Origin of the sequence: Hymenobacter sp. B81, from assembly GCF_044628455.1 — a bacterium.
In the GTDB taxonomy this organism is placed as follows: Bacteria; Bacteroidota; Bacteroidia; order Cytophagales; family Hymenobacteraceae; genus Solirubrum.
In genome coordinates, this window is sequence record NZ_JBIYZW010000001.1 from 2,312,125 (window position 1) to 2,328,942 (window position 16,818).

At 67.0% G+C, this 16,818-nt stretch carries 16 protein-coding genes; 11 read left to right on the forward strand and 5 right to left on the reverse strand.

Translation table 11 applies throughout. From position 1 onward, the window contains the following. Both ACE191_RS10195 and msrB read right to left on the reverse strand, forming a co-directional pair. Positions 1–313, reverse strand: a 313-nt coding sequence (locus ACE191_RS10195) for a hypothetical protein (RefSeq protein ID WP_400192097.1), incomplete at its 3' end; no start/stop codon positions are given. 130 nt (positions 314–443) lie between these two features. After that, positions 444–980 (reverse strand): peptide-methionine (R)-S-oxide reductase MsrB, encoded by a 537-nt coding sequence (gene msrB / locus ACE191_RS10200; RefSeq protein ID WP_400192098.1) that lies wholly within the window; start codon positions 978–980, stop codon positions 444–446. A gap of 186 nt (positions 981–1,166) precedes the next feature. Here msrB and typA point away from each other — a divergent pair, with 186 nt between their 5' ends. After that, positions 1,167–2,975 (forward strand): translational GTPase TypA, encoded by a 1,809-nt coding sequence (gene typA / locus ACE191_RS10205; RefSeq protein ID WP_400192099.1) that lies wholly within the window; start codon positions 1,167–1,169, stop codon positions 2,973–2,975. A gap of 81 nt (positions 2,976–3,056) precedes the next feature. On the opposite strand, the gene ACE191_RS10210 is transcribed toward typA, so the two are convergent. Both ACE191_RS10210 and ACE191_RS10215 read right to left on the reverse strand, forming a co-directional pair. Beyond that, positions 3,057–3,896: a hypothetical protein gene (locus tag ACE191_RS10210; RefSeq protein WP_400192100.1), complete on the reverse strand. Its 840-nt coding sequence runs from the start codon at positions 3,894–3,896 to the stop codon at positions 3,057–3,059. Positions 3,897–3,944: 48 nt separating this feature from the next. Then, positions 3,945–4,217 carry an acylphosphatase gene (locus tag ACE191_RS10215; protein ID WP_400192101.1) on the reverse strand — a complete coding sequence of 91 codons (273 nt, stop codon included), beginning with the start codon at positions 4,215–4,217 and terminating at the stop codon, positions 3,945–3,947. 234 nt (positions 4,218–4,451) lie between these two features. On the opposite strand from ACE191_RS10215, the gene ACE191_RS10220 reads away from it, so the two are divergent. Then, complete coding sequence (locus ACE191_RS10220) at positions 4,452–7,493, forward strand: gliding motility-associated C-terminal domain-containing protein (RefSeq protein WP_400192102.1); 3,042 nt, start codon at positions 4,452–4,454, stop codon at positions 7,491–7,493. 239 nt (positions 7,494–7,732) lie between these two features. Next, positions 7,733–9,019, forward strand: a complete 1,287-nt coding sequence (locus ACE191_RS10225) for a hypothetical protein (RefSeq protein WP_400192103.1) — start codon at positions 7,733–7,735, stop codon at positions 9,017–9,019. An 89-nt stretch (positions 9,020–9,108) separates the two neighbouring features. Here the strand turns inward: ACE191_RS10225 and ACE191_RS10230 are convergent, their stop codons facing one another. After that, a complete protein-coding gene (locus ACE191_RS10230) occupies positions 9,109–9,936 on the reverse strand; it encodes a TrmH family RNA methyltransferase (protein WP_400192104.1) in 828 nt (275 codons plus the stop codon). Positions 9,937–10,039: 103 nt separating this feature from the next. On the opposite strand from ACE191_RS10230, the gene ACE191_RS10235 reads away from it, so the two are divergent. The 8 genes from ACE191_RS10235 to ACE191_RS10270 all read left to right on the forward strand — a co-directional run bounded on the left by ACE191_RS10235 (position 10,040) and on the right by ACE191_RS10270 (position 16,807). Beyond that, positions 10,040–11,566: an ATP-binding protein gene (locus ACE191_RS10235; RefSeq protein ID WP_400192105.1), complete on the forward strand. Its 1,527-nt coding sequence runs from the start codon at positions 10,040–10,042 to the stop codon at positions 11,564–11,566. Between the two features lie 78 nt (positions 11,567–11,644). After that, complete coding sequence (locus ACE191_RS10240; RefSeq protein ID WP_400192106.1) at positions 11,645–12,055, forward strand: response regulator; 411 nt, start codon at positions 11,645–11,647, stop codon at positions 12,053–12,055. Positions 12,056–12,327: 272 nt separating this feature from the next. Next, positions 12,328–13,158 carry a hypothetical protein gene (locus ACE191_RS10245; RefSeq protein WP_400192107.1) on the forward strand — a complete coding sequence of 277 codons (831 nt, stop codon included), beginning with the start codon at positions 12,328–12,330 and terminating at the stop codon, positions 13,156–13,158. Positions 13,159–13,268: 110 nt separating this feature from the next. Next, complete coding sequence (nth, locus tag ACE191_RS10250; RefSeq protein ID WP_400192108.1) at positions 13,269–14,006, forward strand: endonuclease III domain-containing protein; 738 nt, start codon at positions 13,269–13,271, stop codon at positions 14,004–14,006. Between the two features lie 130 nt (positions 14,007–14,136). Further along, the gene (locus ACE191_RS10255; protein ID WP_400192109.1) at positions 14,137–14,337 is read left to right on the forward strand and encodes a hypothetical protein; all 201 of its coding nucleotides are present in this window, start codon (positions 14,137–14,139) and stop codon (positions 14,335–14,337) included. A gap of 98 nt (positions 14,338–14,435) precedes the next feature. After that, entirely contained in the window at positions 14,436–14,714 is a 279-nt protein-coding gene (locus ACE191_RS10260) for a DUF167 domain-containing protein (RefSeq protein ID WP_400192110.1), read from the forward strand. 171 nt (positions 14,715–14,885) lie between these two features. After that, the gene (locus ACE191_RS10265; RefSeq protein WP_400192111.1) at positions 14,886–15,407 is read left to right on the forward strand and encodes a hypothetical protein; all 522 of its coding nucleotides are present in this window, start codon (positions 14,886–14,888) and stop codon (positions 15,405–15,407) included. After that, a complete protein-coding gene (locus ACE191_RS10270; RefSeq protein ID WP_400192112.1) occupies positions 15,404–16,807 on the forward strand; it encodes a M64 family metallopeptidase in 1,404 nt (467 codons plus the stop codon). The genes ACE191_RS10265 and ACE191_RS10270 overlap by 4 nt, the downstream gene beginning before the upstream one ends. Positions 16,808–16,818 lie beyond the last annotated feature (11 nt).

Sequence of the window (16,818 nt, forward strand, 5' to 3'; positions counted from 1 at the left end):
TGGGGTTGCCCTGAATGCGGCGCACCCGCTCCTCGGGCGTGGTCGTGTTGGGGTCGTTGGTATTAACTGATTCGATGCGCTGGCGGCCGCCCGCGGCGGCGGCCTGCTCGCGCACCGCCGGCACGCGGTTGGGCGTGGCATCGGGCCGGGCGCCCGTGCCCACGCCGTTGTTGTAGGCCGCCTGCCGGTCGGCATCGGTGCGGATTTCGGTGGGCGCGCGGTCGACCTCGGCCGACTGGTCGGAGGCGGTACAGGCGCCCAGGCCCAGCGCGAGCAGGGTGGCGGTGCGAAAGACTACTTGCAAAGAAGACATGGCATGGTGGGCAGCGCGAACTTCCGCGCCCTACCTGGCTCAACGGATGCGCGGCGCGGATGTTGGCTTCTCCATGGGTTAGCCCCGCCCGGCCGGCTGCGGTGGCCCGATAGCCGGTAGTTACCCGGCGCTACTTGCCCGGCACGAACACCATCGCCCCCGAGTTCATGCAGTAGCGCAGGCCGGTGGGCTTAGGGCCGTCGTCGAACACGTGGCCGAGGTGGCCGCCGCACTGGGCGCACACGATTTCGTCGCGGCTCATGCCGTGGCTGCCGTCCTGCTGCACTTTCACGCTGGTGGCAGTGGCCGGCGCCCAGAAGCTGGGCCAGCCGGTGCCCGACTCAAACTTGGCCGAGCTGCGGAACAGCAGGTTGCGGTCGGCGGCGCAGTAGTAGCTGCCGGCGGCGTGGTTGTCGTTGTACTTGTTGGCGAAGGGCCGTTCGGTGCCCTGCTGGCGCAGGATGGCGAATTGCTCGGGCCTGAGCTGGGCCTTCCACTGCGCCTCGGTTTTGCGCACGGGAAACTCGTCGGCGCGGTTGCTGCGCGGCGCGGCCGCGGGGTAGGCGCGGGCTCCCGCGGGGGCCGGAACAGTCTGGGACTCCTGCTGCGAGCAGGCGGGCAGGGCCGGCAGGGCAAACAGGCTGAGCAAAAGCAGGAAAACACGCATGGGGCGGGGAATTAGCACGGAAAAGGCGGCGACTTAAAGGATGCGGCGAGAGCAGAACTCAAGCGCGCCGGAGTTTGTTCGGGCTACCTACGAGGCTAACAGCCAGCGTGGTTTGCTTTCAAACATTAAGGGTAACAAGCATTTGCGGGCATAATTCCCTACCTTTGCACCCGCAAAACAGCTCTCATGCAGAACATCCGTAACATCGCCATCATTGCCCACGTTGACCACGGCAAGACCACGCTCGTGGACAAGATCATCCACGCGTCGAAGCTCTTCTCGGAGCACCAGCACTTCGACGACCTGATCCTGGACAACAACGACCTGGAGCGTGAGCGTGGCATTACCATCGTATCGAAAAACGTTTCGGTCCGCTACAAAGACGTTAAAATCAACATCATCGACACCCCGGGTCACGCCGACTTCGGCGGCGAGGTGGAGCGCGTACTGAAGATGGCCGACGGCGTGCTGCTGCTCGTCGATGCCTTCGAAGGCGCCATGCCCCAGACCCGTTTCGTGCTGGGCAAAGCCATCGACCTGGGGTTGAAGCCCATCGTGGTAGTCAACAAAGTCGACAAGGAAAACTGCCGCCCCGACGAGGTGCACGAGCAGGTGTTCGACCTGATGTTCAACCTCGGCGCCTCCGAAGACCAGCTGGACTTCGTGACGCTGTACGGCTCTAGCAAGCAGGGCTGGATGAGCACCGACTGGAAGCAGAAAACCGAGGACATCACCCCGCTGCTCGACGCCGTTATTGCCTCCATTCCGCCCGCCCCGTTCCACGAAGGCACCCCGCAGATGCAGGTTACCTCGCTCGACTACTCGTCGTTCGTGGGCCGCATTGCCATCGGTCGGGTGCAGCGTGGCACGCTCACCGAAGGCTCGAACATGAGCCTGATGAAGGCCGACGGCACCATCAAGAAGGTAAAGATTAAGGAGCTGCAGGTGTTCGAAGGCCTGGGCAAAGCCAAGGTTCCGTCGGTTTCGGCCGGGGAAATCTGCGCCGTAACCGGCATCGAAGGCTTCGACATCGGCGACACCCTGGCCGACTTCGAGAACCCGGAGGCGCTGACCCGCATCAGCATCGACGAGCCGACGATGAACATGCTCTTCACCATCAACAACTCGCCGTTTTTCGGCAAGGAAGGCAAGTTTGTCACCTCGCGTCACCTGCGCGACCGTCTCTACAAGGAAACCGAGAAAAACCTGGCCCTGCGCGTGAAGGAAACCGACCGCGAAGACTCCTTCCTGGTGTACGGCCGCGGCATTCTGCACTTGTCGGTACTCATCGAAACGATGCGCCGCGAGGGCTACGAGCTGCAGGTAGGCCAGCCGCAGGTGCTCTACAAGGAGGACGAAAACGGCAACCGTCTGGAGCCCATCGAGCACCTGGTAGTAGACGTGCCCGAGGAAACCGCCGGCAAGGTTATCGAGCTGGTGACCATGCGCAAGGGCGAGCTGACCATCATGGAGCCCAAGGGCGACCTGCAGCACCTGGAGTTCAACATTCCGTCGCGCGGCCTTATTGGCCTGCGCAACAACGTGCTGACCGCCACCGCCGGTGAGGCCATCATGAACCACCGCTTCCAGAGCTACGAGCCCTACAAAGGCCAGATTCCCGGCCGCATCAGCGGTTCGCTTATCTCGATGGACACCGGGGCCGGCACCGCCTACACCATCGACAAGATGCAGGACCGCGGCGAATTCTTCGTTGATCCGGGCGAGGAAGTGTACGCCGGCCAGGTTATCGGCGAGCATACCCGCCCGAACGATCTGACCATCAACATCCAGAAAGGCAAGAAGCTCACGAACATGCGCGCCTCGGGCTCGGACGAAAACGTGAAAATCGTGCCCAAGCGCCAGTTTTCGCTGGAAGACGCCATGGAATACATCCAGAAGGATGAGTACCTGGAGGTGACGCCCAAGTCGATCCGCATGCGCAAGATCCTGCTCGACGAAAACGAGCGGCTGCGCTCGGCCAAGAAAGCCGACTAGGTATCCGAGTTATTCGTTGACAGCTTCCAGTTGTCAGCAGGCAAAAAGGCGCGGCTTCGGTCGCGCCTTTTTTGTTGCGCCCTAGGGCCGCGCCTGCAGGCGCCAGCCGGCCGCGGGGTCGTGCTCCCAGTGCACGGCCCCGAGCAGGGCGGCGGGCGGCAGGTAGCGGCCCGGCAACAGCAGGCGGTGGGCGCGGTGCTTTTCCAGTTCGTAATAGTCGATGACCAGGGCGGGGGCCGGACCGGGCCGGCGGGTGCGTACCCCGCCGACTACTAGCACAGTGGTGGCGGTATCGGGGCTGTGCAGGCGGGCCAGGGTGCGGTGGTCGGGCGCGAGCGTGTAGGCCGGGCGCTGCGGTTGCCCCGCCCGGAAGCGCCGCAGGGCCGGCAGCCGCACGGCCTCGGGGCGGCCCGTTTGCCAGTCGATGAGCGTGCCCGTGCTGTCGGAAGCAGCGTAGTAGGCGAAGCGTTCCTCGGCCAGCGGCACCAGATCGGGCATGTAGGAGCCGTAGCGCACCGTCCCCAGCAACTGCAGCTCGGGCTGGCCGGCCCGCAGCCCAATCAAGTACACCGCCCGCTGTCCGCCGCAGTTGCTCTGAGCCAGCCAGCGGGGCTCCGGGCCGGGCGCCCGCCGCAGCCGCGACCAGCTGGCGCGGGTAGTTCCGCCCGGGCACGCCGCGCGCAGCTCCCGGCCCTGGTACACGATATCGGTGCGCAGGGTATCGTAGCTGCGCAGAAAGAAATGCAGGAAGCTTCTTTTGTCGACCGTGTGCCGCAGCACTATCGGCGCCTGCCGGGCGTCCTCGGTGGTAAACTTAAACGAGCCGCAGGCCCCCAGCACCTGCACCACCACCAGGGCGGCCAGCAGCAGCCGGGGCCACCACCAGGCAGACTTGCGAAGGAGAAAAACGGGTGCGGACATGGTCAGTTACTCAGCCCAGGGTCGAAAAGCTGATTCGGGCGCGCGGGGCTAGTGCTGCACGTCAAAGCTGGCGTAGCCCTGCACCTCGCCCGCCTGCACCGACACGCGGTCGACCCGGGCGGCGGGCGGGCCGTGGTGGCACCAGGTTTCCAGGGCCTGCAGCGCCTCGGCCGGGCCCTCGGCTTCGATGGTTACGCTGCCGTCGTCGTTGTTGCGGGCGTAGCCGTGCAGGCCCAGCTCGTGGGCCCGCCGCCGGGCCGACTGGCGGAAAAACACGCCCTGGACACGGCCGTGAATGCGGAAAGTGCGGTGCTGGATCATAACACTAAAGAAAAGGAAAAAGCGGGCGGCTTGCGCGGCCGCGGTTGGCTGGCTGCCGCTAAGTCGGCAGCATTCCGACATTTTTTTGGCTAAAAAACAGAAAACGAGTGCAACCATAAGCCGGCGAAAGGTTTCTTCGCATCAGCGCCGAATTCTGCCCCGCGCGCCCCGGGCCGCGGGGCCTGCGGAGCAGCCGGCGCAGGCCCGATCCTTCCCGCATTTAGCTTCTCCTTCGTGAAAAGAATTATCCTGCTGCTGGCCGCCTGCTGGGCCTGCCTCAGCGGGCAGGCCGGGAGCCTGCCCTTCGAGTTTGTGCCCAACCAGGGCCAGTGGCCCCGCCCGGTGCGCTTTGCCGCCGACGTGCCCGGCGGCCGGCTGTTCGCCGAGCAGAACGGCTTCACCTACAGCCTGCTCGAATCCGGCCCCGACGACCACCACGACCTGGCCAAACCCGTGCGCGGCCACGCCTTCCGGGTGCGCCTGCTGGGCGCCCGCCCCAACGCCGAGCTGGCCGGCGAAGACCGCCGCGCCGCCTACCACAACTACCTGCTGGGCAACGACCCCAAGCAGTGGGCCACGGGCGTCCCCCTGTTCGGCGGGCTACGCTACCGGCAGCTCTACCCCGGCGTCGACCTGCGCTGGCACACCCAGCAGGGCCGCCTGAAGTACGACTACGAGCTGGCCCCGGGCGTGGACCCGGCCGTTATCCGGCTGAGCTACGAGGGCCTGGAAGAACTAAAAATCGTGGACGGGGAGCTGCGCATGCGCACTTCGGTGGGCACGCTGGCCGAAGAAGCCCCGGTGGCCTGGCAAACCGCCGCCGACGGGCGCCGCCGCCCGGTGGCCTGCCGCTTCCGGCTGCGCGGCACCGAGCTGAGCTTTGAGCTGGGCCGCCTCGACCCCAAGCTGCCGCTCACCATCGACCCGGCCCTGATCTTCAGCACCTACTCGGGCACCACCGGCGGCCTCTCGGCCAACGTGGCCCTGGCCGATGGCCAGGGGCAGATGTACACCGCCGGCTACGTCATCACCCCGCCCTACCCCACTACCGTCGGCGCGTTTCAGACCTCACCCAACGGCTTTTCCAACATGGGCATCTCCAAGCTCAACGCCGCGGGCACCGGGCTGCTCTACGCCACCTACCTGGGCGGCAGCGGCTCGGAGTACCCGCTCGACGCGGCCGTTACCCCGGCCGGCGAGCTGGTGCTGCTGGCCCTGACGTCCTCGGTTAACTACCCGCTCCCGCCCACCGGCGGCTTCGACCGCACGCCCGGCCTGCAGCAGAACTACGCCATTTCCCGGCTCAGCGCCGATGGCCGCAGCCTGCTGGCCTCCACTTACCTGGGCGGCGACCAGAACGAGGGCGGCAGCCTGTCGAGCATACCGTCCACTGTGCTGCTGGCGCCTAATGGCGACGTAATTGTGGGGGGAGTCACTTCCTCCAGCAACTTCCCCACCCTCAACGGCTTTCAGAACGTCAAGCCCGGCGGCCCCACGCCCGATGGTTTCGTGACCTGCCTGGATGCCAACTTAACGACCCTGCGCTGGTCGACCTACCTGGGCGGCAGTGCCACCGACCAGGTGCACGACCTGCGCCGCGCCGCCGATGGCAGCATCTACGTGTGCGGGCAAACCAACAGCTTCAACTTCCCCGTGGGCCCCGGCGGGCTGATGCCGGCCCTGCAGGGCAACCTCGACGGCTTCGTGCTGCGCCTGAGCGCCGACGGCAGCAGCCGCCTCAACGGCACCTACCTGGGCACCACGGCCATCGACGCGGCCCGCTTCCTCGACATCGACGCCAACGGCATGGTGCTGGTGGCCGGCGCCACTACCGCCGACTACCCCGTCAGTCCCGGCGCGTTCAGCCCACCCGCCGCGCCCAACTCGGAGCGCCTGTTCGTGCATTCGCTCGCGCCCACGCTCGGCAGCACCACTTTTTCGACCCAGCTGGCTCTCAGCCAGGGCGGCTTTGGCTTGAGCTCGTTTCAGGTTACCGGCTTCGGGCTGGACGAGTGCGGGCGCATTCTGTTCAGTGCCTACACCAACCTGCCGAGTTGCCCGCTCACGGCCGATGCGCTGCCCGGTGGCCCCCGCACGCTGTACCTGGGCGTGCTCTCGCCCGATGCCCGCACGCTCTTGTACGGCAGCTACTTCGGCGGCCCGCAGTTCTCCGGCACCCACCTGCACTACGCGGCGTCCAACCAGATAACCCGCCAGGGCGACCTGTACCACGTGGAGTGCACCACCTCGCCCAACTTCCCCACCACGCCCGGCGCACTCTCTCCCGGCAAGCGCTCCATGAGCAACGACGGCGCCTCGTTTAAATTCTCGCTGGCCACCGTGGCCAGCACCCCCTTGCGGGCAGCCGTGCCCGCGGTAGGGCCGGGCTGCGCCCCCTACCGCGTGCAGTTCGCCAACAACAGCACCGGCGCCTCGGGCTACAGCTGGAACTTCGGCGACGGCAGCCCCGCCTCAACCGACGCCACGCCCCAGCACCTGTTTCTGCAGCCCGGCCGCTACCGCGTGCGCCTGGAAGCCCAGAGCCTGGTGACCTGCAGCGGCGGGCAAGGCCGCGACACCACTTCGATTGTGGTGGAAGTGAACGGGCCGGCGGCCACCGAAAACCGCCGCGACTCCCTCGACTGCCTGCAGGAGCGCCAGCTCGACGCCGGCCCGCTGGGCCTGCCCGGCGGCACCTACGCCTGGAGCACCGGGGCCACCAGCCGCACCATCGTGGTGCGGGCGGCCGGCACCTACTCAGTGCTGGTACCCCAGGTCGGGGGCTGCGCCCAGGAAATTCGCTTTGCCGTGCACCAAGCCCGGGCCCTGCCAGAGGTGCAGCGCCTCGACTCGCTGCAGTGCGGCGGCTCGGTGGTGCTCGATGCCGGTGCCGCGGCCGACCGCTACCTGTGGTCGACCGGGGAGCAGACGCGCACGATTCGGGTGCAGGAGCCGGGCCGCTACCGCGTGGAGCTGATTACGCCCGGCTGCCCGCCCGCGGTGAACTTCACGGTAACCACCGTCCGGCCGGGGCTGGTGCCGAACATTATTCTGCCCGTGGGCGACAACCAGGCCAACCGCGCGTTTACCCTGCCCAACCAGCTGCGCGGCGCCGAGCTGCGGGTGTTTAACCGCTGGGGCCGCGAGGTATTTCACGCCGCCCGCTACGCCAACGACTGGCGCGGCGGCGAGCTGCCAGCAGGTACCTACTACTACGAGGCGCGCCTGCCCAACTGCGGCAACCGCAACCGGGGCTGGCTGGAAATTATGCGCTAGCCGCGTTCAGCCACTGCAAGCCGGCGCCCCGCAGCAAGCGGAGCGCCGGTTTTGTTTAGGCCTGAGCCGGCTCAGCGTTTGTCCTCACTGGCGCATGGCCACGGGACTGATAGTTACACGAGCCCGGGCAGCTGCGCCGGTTTGGTTCATCACCAGAGTTGGATTGGAAGCTTCCAGCACCTGATAGTATTATCATTTGCTAATGTTACCTTCCCGAAGTTCCATCCATTACCTTCTGCATGAAACAAAGCTTACGCAATCTTTTTGTCCTAGCCTTACTCAGCAGCGCCGGCTTCCAGGCGCAGGCCCAAAGCGTGGGCATCGGCACTACCACTCCCCACGAAACGGCGGTTCTCGACCTGCATTCCTCGAGCCGCGGCTTTCTGCCACCCCGCATGTCACAGGCCCAACGCGGCCTGATTCCGGTGAGCAGTCAGAGTGCGGGTCTGCTGGTGTATCAGACGGACGGCCTCGCCGGCTACTACCTCTACAATGGCGCCGCCTGGACGCAGCTAGGTGCACAAGGTCCCGCTGGTTCGGCTGGCCCTTCCGGCCCGCCCGGTCCGCAGGGCTCAGCAGGGCCACAGGGGCCCTCGGGTAGCCTGGACAGCTTCGGCGACGGCTCGGGTGGTGCTTTGTCCCTTGCCTTTGGCAATACCCTGGACCTTACCACCACGGCCGGTTTCAATAGCCTGGCGGGCAGGCATCATTTGCAGTTCACTACCCTCAGCATTGCCGGCAACCTCATCGTCCCGAGCGGCACCACCATCCGCGCTACGGGCAACGTCACGATTACGGGCACCATTACGGTGGCTCCAGGGGCCCGAGACAACGGCAATGGGCCACCGCACCCGGGCATTTCCTTGGCCGCCCCCGGCACCCTCGCGGGGGGCGTTGGCATCGCTCCACTCGCCGCGGCTAGCCTCACGCGGGCCGTGCCGGCGGCCGGCGGCTCGGGCGACCGGCTGTCCACGGTCACCTCGGGGGGCGAGGGCGGCGGCTCGATAGTGATTGTGTCGCAGGGCAATGTGAATATCATGGCGGGCGCTGGCATCAGCGCCAACGGTAACAGCGGCACCAATCCCACGGGCAGTACCGACATAGCCGGGGGCGGGGGCGGGGCGGGCGGCCTCATCGTGGTGGCGGCCAAGGGTACGCTCACGGTGGCGGGTGCGCTGCGGGCCAATGGCGGCCAAGGTGCCAACGGCCTCAACGGCAACGGCGGCACTGCTGGCGCCGGGGCAGGCGGTGGGGGCGGGGGCGGAATCATTCACCTCATCGCATCCTCCACGCCAGCCATAACCGGAACTGTCCAGGCACTTGGCGGCGCGGCCGGAACCGACGCACTGGTGTCGAACGGCGCCTCCACTTCCAATCAAAGCGGCCTCGGCGGCGGGGCCTCTGGCGGCAACGGTGGCGCCGGCGGTGGCGGGCCTTTTGGCTCGGCCCCAGCCAGCGCCGCTGCCGGCGCGAGCGGTTACACCATCACCACGGTGGTGCCAGCCCCAGAAAACCTGGTCTTCTAGCTCTGGCTTTCACCCTTGCCGCGACCCGGCCGGCAGGTCGCCGGGTCGCGGCTTTTAATTCAGCCCTGAACCCGGCCCGCGAAGCCGGGCTAGGCGCCGGCTATTTCGCGCTGGCGCACGGCCTCAAAAGCCAGTACTGCGGTGGCCGTGCTCACGTTAAGCGAGTCGATGGCGCCGCGCATGGGAATGATGATGGTTTCGTCGCAGGCCGAGCGCAGCTCGGGGGTGAGGCCGTCGGCTTCGGTGCCCATCACCAGCGCCGTGGCGCCGCGGAAGTCGCACTCGGTGTAGGGCCGGGCCGCGGGCGTGAGGGCGGCGGCGTAGGTGCGAATGCCCCGCTCGCGGCACCAGGCCAGCAGCTCGGGCCGCGAGGTAGCCAGCACCGGCACCGTAAACACGCAGCCGATGCTGGCGCGAATGGCGTTGGGGTTGTAGAGGTCGGTACGCGGGTCGCACACAATCACGGCGTCGGCCTGGGCCGCGTCGGCGGTGCGCAGCACGGCCCCCAGGTTGCCGGGCTTTTCCACGGCTTCGAGCACCAGCAGCAGCGGGTTGGCCGGCAGCACCAGCTCACTCAGCCGCCGCTGGGGCGGGCGGGCCAGGGCCAGCACCCCGTCGGAACCCTCGCGGTAGGCCACGCGCTCGAACACAGTCTTCGACACCTCCAGCCACTCCACGTCGGCGGCCAGTACCTGGCGCAGCTGGCGCTGCTCGGCGGCGGGCAGCAGCTCGGGGCAGACAAACACGGTGGGCACTTCCACGCCGGCACTGCGGGCCACCATCAGCTCGCGCAACCCCTCCACGATGGTGAGGCCCTGCTGGCGGCGCTCGGCGGCTTTCTGCTGCAGGCGGAGCAGGTTTTTGATGCGGGGATTCTGGGGGCTGCTGATGGCGTCGGGCATGGTAGTGGCGGGCAAGGCGGGCGCGAAGATACGCCCGCGCCCCGCGCCCGGCCGCGCGGGCCTGCGTATCTTGCCCGTCTGTTGCCCGCCCGTTGGGGGCCGCGGCGCCGTTTTCTTTATGCGTCTGCAAACCAAAACCAAACTCTACGTCGGCTTCGGCATTGCGGCCGGCGTGCTGCTGCTCACGGCCATTGCCGCCTTCGTCAGCATCCGACAACTGTCGAACCGCACGCGCTGGGTCGAGCACTCCTACGAGGTGATGCAGGAGCTCAAGGACATGGAGCTGCGCCTGAAAGACGCCCGCACCGGCCTGCGCGGCTACCTCATCACGGCCGACACGGTGTATCTCAATAGCTACCACGAAGCCGTGGCGCAGGTGCGCCCCCACTTCCACGAAGTAGACCGCCTCTCGCGCGACAACCCCATGCAGCAGCGTCGCCTCGACACGCTCGACGCGGCCATCAACTCGGAGCTGCGCCTGCTCGGGTCGCTTTCGCGGCCTAACGCCGGCCTGAGCGCCTCCGCCATTCAGACGGCCCTCGACACCGACCGCCGCACCATGCGCTCCATCGAGCGGATTCTGGCCCGCACCTGGGCCCGCGAGCTGGAGCTGCTGGCCGAGCGCAACGCCGCCAAGGACGTGTACGAAAGCCTTACCCCGGCCATCATTCTGCTTTCGGCGGTGCTGGCGGTGGTCATTACCCTGTGGCTGTTTGGCAAGGCCGGCGCCGAAATCAGCGCCAACGAAAAGCTGCGCGCCGAGCTGGAGCTGACCAACGAAGCCGTGGCCCAGCGCATCGGCATCATCGAGCACCTGGCCGAGCAGATCGTGCGCGGCGACTACAAGGTGAAGATTCGCGACAAGGAGAAAGACAACCTGGGCAACCTGGCCAACTCCCTGAACCGCATGACCCAGACCCTGGACGACACCTTCGGCGCCCTGGAAAAGCGCAACCGCGAGCTGGACCAGTTTGCCTACGTGGCCTCGCACGATTTGAAGGCGCCCATGCGCGGGGTGAGCACCGTGGTCCGGTGGATTGAGGACGAGCTGGGCCACGAACTCTCGCCCAAGATGCGCGAGTATCTGGGGCTGATGAAGGGCCGCCTCGCCCGCCTCGAAGACCTCATCAACGGCCTGCTGGCCTACGCCCGCGTGGGTCGCAGCCAGCACAAGATTGAAGAAGTCAGCGTGGCCCAGCTGGTGCACGAGGTGGTAGACCTGGTGGTGCCGCCCCAGTTTACGGTGCACACCGCCGACCACCTGCCCACCCTGCTCACCGACCGCCTGAGCTTGCAGCAGGTGTTTACCAACCTGCTCAGCAACGCCGTGAAATACCACCACCGCGGCGGCGGCCACATCCACATCGGCTGCCAGGAGCTGAAGAAGGAGTACGAGTTCCGGGTGCAGGACGATGGCCCCGGCATTGCGCCCGAGTACCACGACAAAATCTTCCTGATGTTTCAAACCCTGCGCGACCGGCACACGGCCGAAAGCACCGGCATCGGCCTGAGCATCGTGCGCAAAATCATCGACGAGCAGCGCGGCAGCATCCGGGTGGAATCGGCAGTGGGCCAGGGGGCGGCGTTTGTGTTTACCTGGCCCAAGCAGCCAGCTACGGCCCCCGCCTCGGTAACGGTAGGATAATGCCGAAAGGCGCGGTTTCGGGAGCGGTTCTTCGTACTTTTGTCGGCCCCATTTTCCCGATTATCTAAGTTGCGAGCTATGCGTTCTGTTTTGCTGCTGGAAGACGACTTCTTCGACACGATGACCGTGCAGAAGTCCTTCGAGAAATTTAGCGTCCCCCACAAGCTCCACACGGCCTTCAACGGCCTCGAAGCCCTCGATTTGCTGCTGGGCACCAACGGCGTGGAGCCCATCCGGCCCCTGCCCGAAGTGATTCTGCTCGACCTGAACATGCCCAAGATGAACGGCCACGAGTTCCTGACCGAGCTGCGAAACCACGAGGAACTGCGCCATATTCCGGTGTTCGTGACGACTACCTCCGAAATGGATGTGGACCGCCTCAGCATGCAGGAAATGGGCGTACAGGGCTACATCGTGAAGCCCCTGGACTTCGAGAATACCCGCGACCTGATCGACAGCATGAGCTTGCTGGAGACGCTGCTCAAGTAAGTCTCCCGCCCACGGGAGCGTATGCCGGCCGGAAGCTCGTCTTCCGGCCGGCTTTTTTGTGCCCATCATTCGCCCGGCCCCGCTATATAGCAGCTGCCCGAAGCCAAATCAGCCCGCCCGGAACAAGCGGCCCGCCCGGCATCGTTACCCGGGCGGAAGGCCGCTGGCCGGTTTTTTGTGCGTACTTGCCCGCCGCGGCGCGGGGGCGTGCAACTCCGGCGGCCCGGCGCGTTTCTTCGCCTTATCCAGTCCACTGCTCATTCCATTCGTTCATGAACGTTCGTTCCCTGCTTTTGGCCTCGGCCCTGCTGAGTGCGCCGCTCTCGGCGGTGCGGGCGCAGGATGCGCCCCGCCAACTGAATACGCCTCCCGTGGCCCCGGCCCCCGACTCGACGGTGGCACCCGCTGCCCAGGTGCTGCCCGTGGCCCCGCCCGCCCGCTTTCGTCTGGGTTTGAAGTCGGGCCAGGTGTACGCCGCCGACGACGTGGAAGTGCGCCAGCCCGTGTTCGGCCGCTCCTACCTGCTGGTCAACGGCCAGCAGCGCTTCGACCTCGACCAGGTAAAGTTCTTCGAGGATGAAACCGGCCACTACGTGCGCACCATGCTGCCCGGCTCACGCCGCGAAGCCACCCTGCGCCGCGACAAGACCGGCCGCATCAGCACCTACTCCATCACCACCCAGCAGTACCAGCCCGGCGGCTTTGGCGGCCCCTACGGCTACGGGCGCTACGGCGGCTTCGGCGGGCCCTGGGGCGGCTACCCCTACGGCGGCTACCGCACCGTGCGCACCGAGTACTTCAGCAAGGACGGCGGCCCCATCGAGGAGATGAGCTTCCGCAACCTGAGCGTGGCGCTTTCCGACAACCCCGGCAGCGCCGAAACCCTGCGCGACGTGGCCCGCCTGCGCCGCATCAGCACCGCCGGCTACGTGGCCGGGGGTGGACTGATGGCGGCCGGCCTGCTGAGCACCTTCAGCGGGGCCAACCAGCGCATCTCGCCGCTGATGTTCCTCTCGGTGCCGGTGCTGCTGGTGCCCTCCATCCTGAGCGGCTCGCAGCACCGCAAGCTGCGCCAGGCCGTAACGCTCTACAACCGCCAGTAAGCCCGAACCCGGGGCAAACCGGCTTGCCGCCCCGCCTGGCCTCCCGGCCGGGCGGGGCGGTTGCGCTTGGGGCACAACCCAAGCTGCGCGGCCTGCGTTGGCAACGCACTATGGCTACTTCCGCCGCCGATTCGCGCCCTTCTTCTACTCCTGCGTTGCCCGAGCTGCGGGAGCTGGCTTTGCTGGCCCACGAGCGGCTGGGCAAGCTATACGGCGCGCCGTTCCGCTTTTTCAGCGTCAAGGACCCGCTCAGTGAGCTGATCAGCGCCGTACTCTCGCACCGCACCCGCAACGCCGATTCGCACCGGGCCTATCAGCAGCTCACGGCCCGCTTTCCCCGCTGGGAGCAGGTGCGCGACGCGCCCGTGGCCGAGGTCGAAGCCGCCATCAGCCCCTGCACCTGGCCCGAGCAGAAAGCCCCGCGCCTGCAGGCCATTCTGCGTGAGCTGACCACGCGCCTGGACGGCCAGCTCGACCTCCAGTTTCTGGGCGAGCAGCCGGTGCCCGAGGCGCGCGCCTGGCTGGAAAGTCTGCCCGGCGTGGGGCCCAAAACCAGCGCCGCCACGCTGCTCTTCAGCACCCTGCGCCGCCCGGCCATGCCCGTCGACAGCCACCACCACCGCGTGGCCCAGCGCCTGGGCCTGATTGGCCCCAAAGTGGGTACCGAGGCCGCCCACGCCCTGCTCGAAGCCCTGCTGCCGCCCGACTGGGATGCCCAGCAGGTGTACGACCACCACGAGGCGCTGATGTTCCACGGCCAGAAGTGCTGCTACTTTCACTCCCCCGCCTGCGGCCGCTGCGTGATGCTCGACGTGTGCCCCTACGGCCAGCGGGTGCTGAAGCGGTGAGATGGTGAGTTTTCGTTTGCACAGCTGATAGTCTTCCCGCCAGGACTGCGCCCAACATCCCACCTGCCTTTCCAGTAACTTACTTCGCCTCAGGCACCAACTCACCTCCTCATCATTTCACCCCCTCACCATGAAACCTACTTACGGCGTACCGGCCCTGCTGTCGGCCATCATTCCCGGCCTGGGCCAGCTCATCAAGGGCCAGATTCTGAAGGCGGTGTTTATCTGGGTGGTCAGCGGCGTGGTGGGCTTCCTGCTGTGGTGGACGGTCATTGCCCCGCTGGCCGTGTGGCTCTGGAACATCTACGACGCCTACAACTCGCCCGCGTAGCGGTGAAAGGGTGAAATAGCGTATGCCCGCCGCCGCGGGTGGCGCTTTTTGGGCACTTTTGCGCGCCGCCTGAACTTCACCTCCTCACCCCTTCCGCAATGGCCGTTCTGCACCTGCGCGCCAAGCCCAACGCCCGCCGCAACGAGCTGCAGCTGGCCGCCGATGGCGCAGTGGTGGTGCGCCTGCACGCCCCGGCCCAGGACGGCAAGGCCAACGACTGCCTGCTGCGCTTCCTGGCCGAGGTGCTGGCCGTACCCCGCTCCAGCCTCACGCTGCTCTCCGGCCACACCGCCCCCTTCAAGAAAGTAGCCGTGCCCTCCCTCTCCGACGACGAGCTGCGCGCCGCCCTCACCACCCACGTCGCGCACCTCGGATAAGAGTCAGCCAGTGCTGAACACCCGCGGCGCATTTTCGCGACTGTTGCGGCCGCCTTGACCACTCGGGCGCCGCCGCAACGCCTCCGGAGCAGCGGGCCTCAGATACTTTGCATTATTCGGCTATATTCCTGGCGCTGGCTGCTATTTTTGCTTAGCGCCTATTCGCTTCCTATGCCTAGCTCCGTACCGGCTCTGTCCCCTGCCCTGCTGGGCCTTGCGCTGCTGACGCTGGCCTGCCAGCGGCCGGCGGCCTACCGGTACCTGGCGCCGCCCGCCACCACTAGTCCGGCCGCGGCCCCCGCCACCCAGCCCCGCCTGGTATTCATGGCTTTCCGCGCGGCGGCCGCGCCGGGAGCGGCGGTTCGCTTCGAGCTGCTGGAAACCACCGTAGTGGCGGGCAGCCTGAAGGCCGACACCCCGCCCCCGGCTTCGGCCGACACCTACCTGAGCGTGGCCCAGCTCGATGCCCGCGGGCAGGTGCTGCACACCACCAGCATCGACCATCCCCTGCGCCGCGACGCCGAGTTGGGCGCGGCGGGCGGGGAGCTGCGGCGCCAGGCCGTGACGCTGCCCGAGGCCGAGTTCTTCGTGCGCCTGCCCCTGCAGGCTGGCGCTGCCACCGTGCGCCTTACCGAAACGATTGACCGCCAGCCGGGCGCCCCGGCCGACTTTCCCTTATCGTCCCGACCATGAAACACTTCTTCGCACTACTGGGGGCGCTGCTGCTGGCTTTCGGCGGCCGGGCCCAATCGTTTCCCGTCGATACGCTGGTGAAAACCGGCCCGCTGAACCAGCGCATCAACCTGGTGTTTCTCAGCGACGGGTACCAAGCCAGCGAGCTAAACCAGTTCCGCACCGACGTCGACCAGATTGTGGCCGAGCTGTTCAACCAGACGCCCTTCCGCGAGTACCGGCCCTACTTCAACGTGTTTGCCGTGCGCGTGCCCTCGGTGCAGTCGGGCGCCAGCCACCCGCGTACCGCCTCCGACTGCGGCGCCAGCACCCTGCCCACGGGCAGCGTCAACAACTACTTCGGCAGCGCCTTCGACCAGGGCGGCATTCACCGCCTGGTGGTGCCCACCCGCATGGCCACGGTGATGAGCGTGCTGGCCCGCAACCTGCCGCAGTACGACCAGGCCTTTGTGGTGGTGAACACGCCCGAGTACGGCGGCTCGGGCGGCACGCTGGCCACGTCGTCTACCCACCCCAGCGCCAAGGAAATCGGCATCCACGAAGTCGGCCACTCGTTTGCCGGCCTCGCCGATGAGTACTGGGCCGGTCCGCAGTATGCCCGCGAGCGGCCCAACATGACCCAGCAGACCAACCCGCTGCTGGTGAAGTGGGCCGCGTGGATGAACACCAACGGCGTGGGCATTTACCCGCACACCGGCGACGCGAGCTGGAAAAAGCCCCACCAGGGCTGCAAGATGCAGCAGTTGGGTGTGCCCTTCTGCAGCGTGTGCCGCGAAACCTTCGTGGAGCGCATTCATACCCTGGCCTTGCCCCTGCAAAGCTTCACGCCGTCCCCGCCCGTCGTCAATGGCCCCAGCCAGGATGTGAACCTCACGCTGAACCTGCTGCACCCGGCGGCGCCCAGCCCGCTGCGCGTGGTGTGGAAGCGCGGCAGCACCGTGGTGGCCCGCAACGTGGCGCAGCTGACGGTGGCCCTGGGTAGCCTGCCGCTGGGCCTCACCCGCATTCAGGCCGAAATCACCGACACCACGGCCCTCACCCGCAGTGCCAGCCACCTCACCCAGCACACCTACGCAGTAACCTGGGACGTGAACCGCACCGTTACCGGCACCCGCACCACGGCCGCAGCCTATGAGTACCGCCTGGAAACCTACCCCAACCCCGTGGCTGCCGAGCTGAATTTGAGCTACACCCTGAGCCGGGCGCTGCCGGTGGAAATTACGGTGCTCGACGACGCGGGCCGCAAGCTGAAAACCCCGCTGCGCCGCAGCGCCCAGCGGGCCGGCACCCACGAGTACCGGTTCTCGGCGGCCGAGCTGGGCCTGCGCCGCCCCGGCCGCTACCTGCTGGTGCTCGACATCGACGGCAACCGCGTCACCCGCCCCCTGGTTAGGGAGTAGTTGGTAGTTGG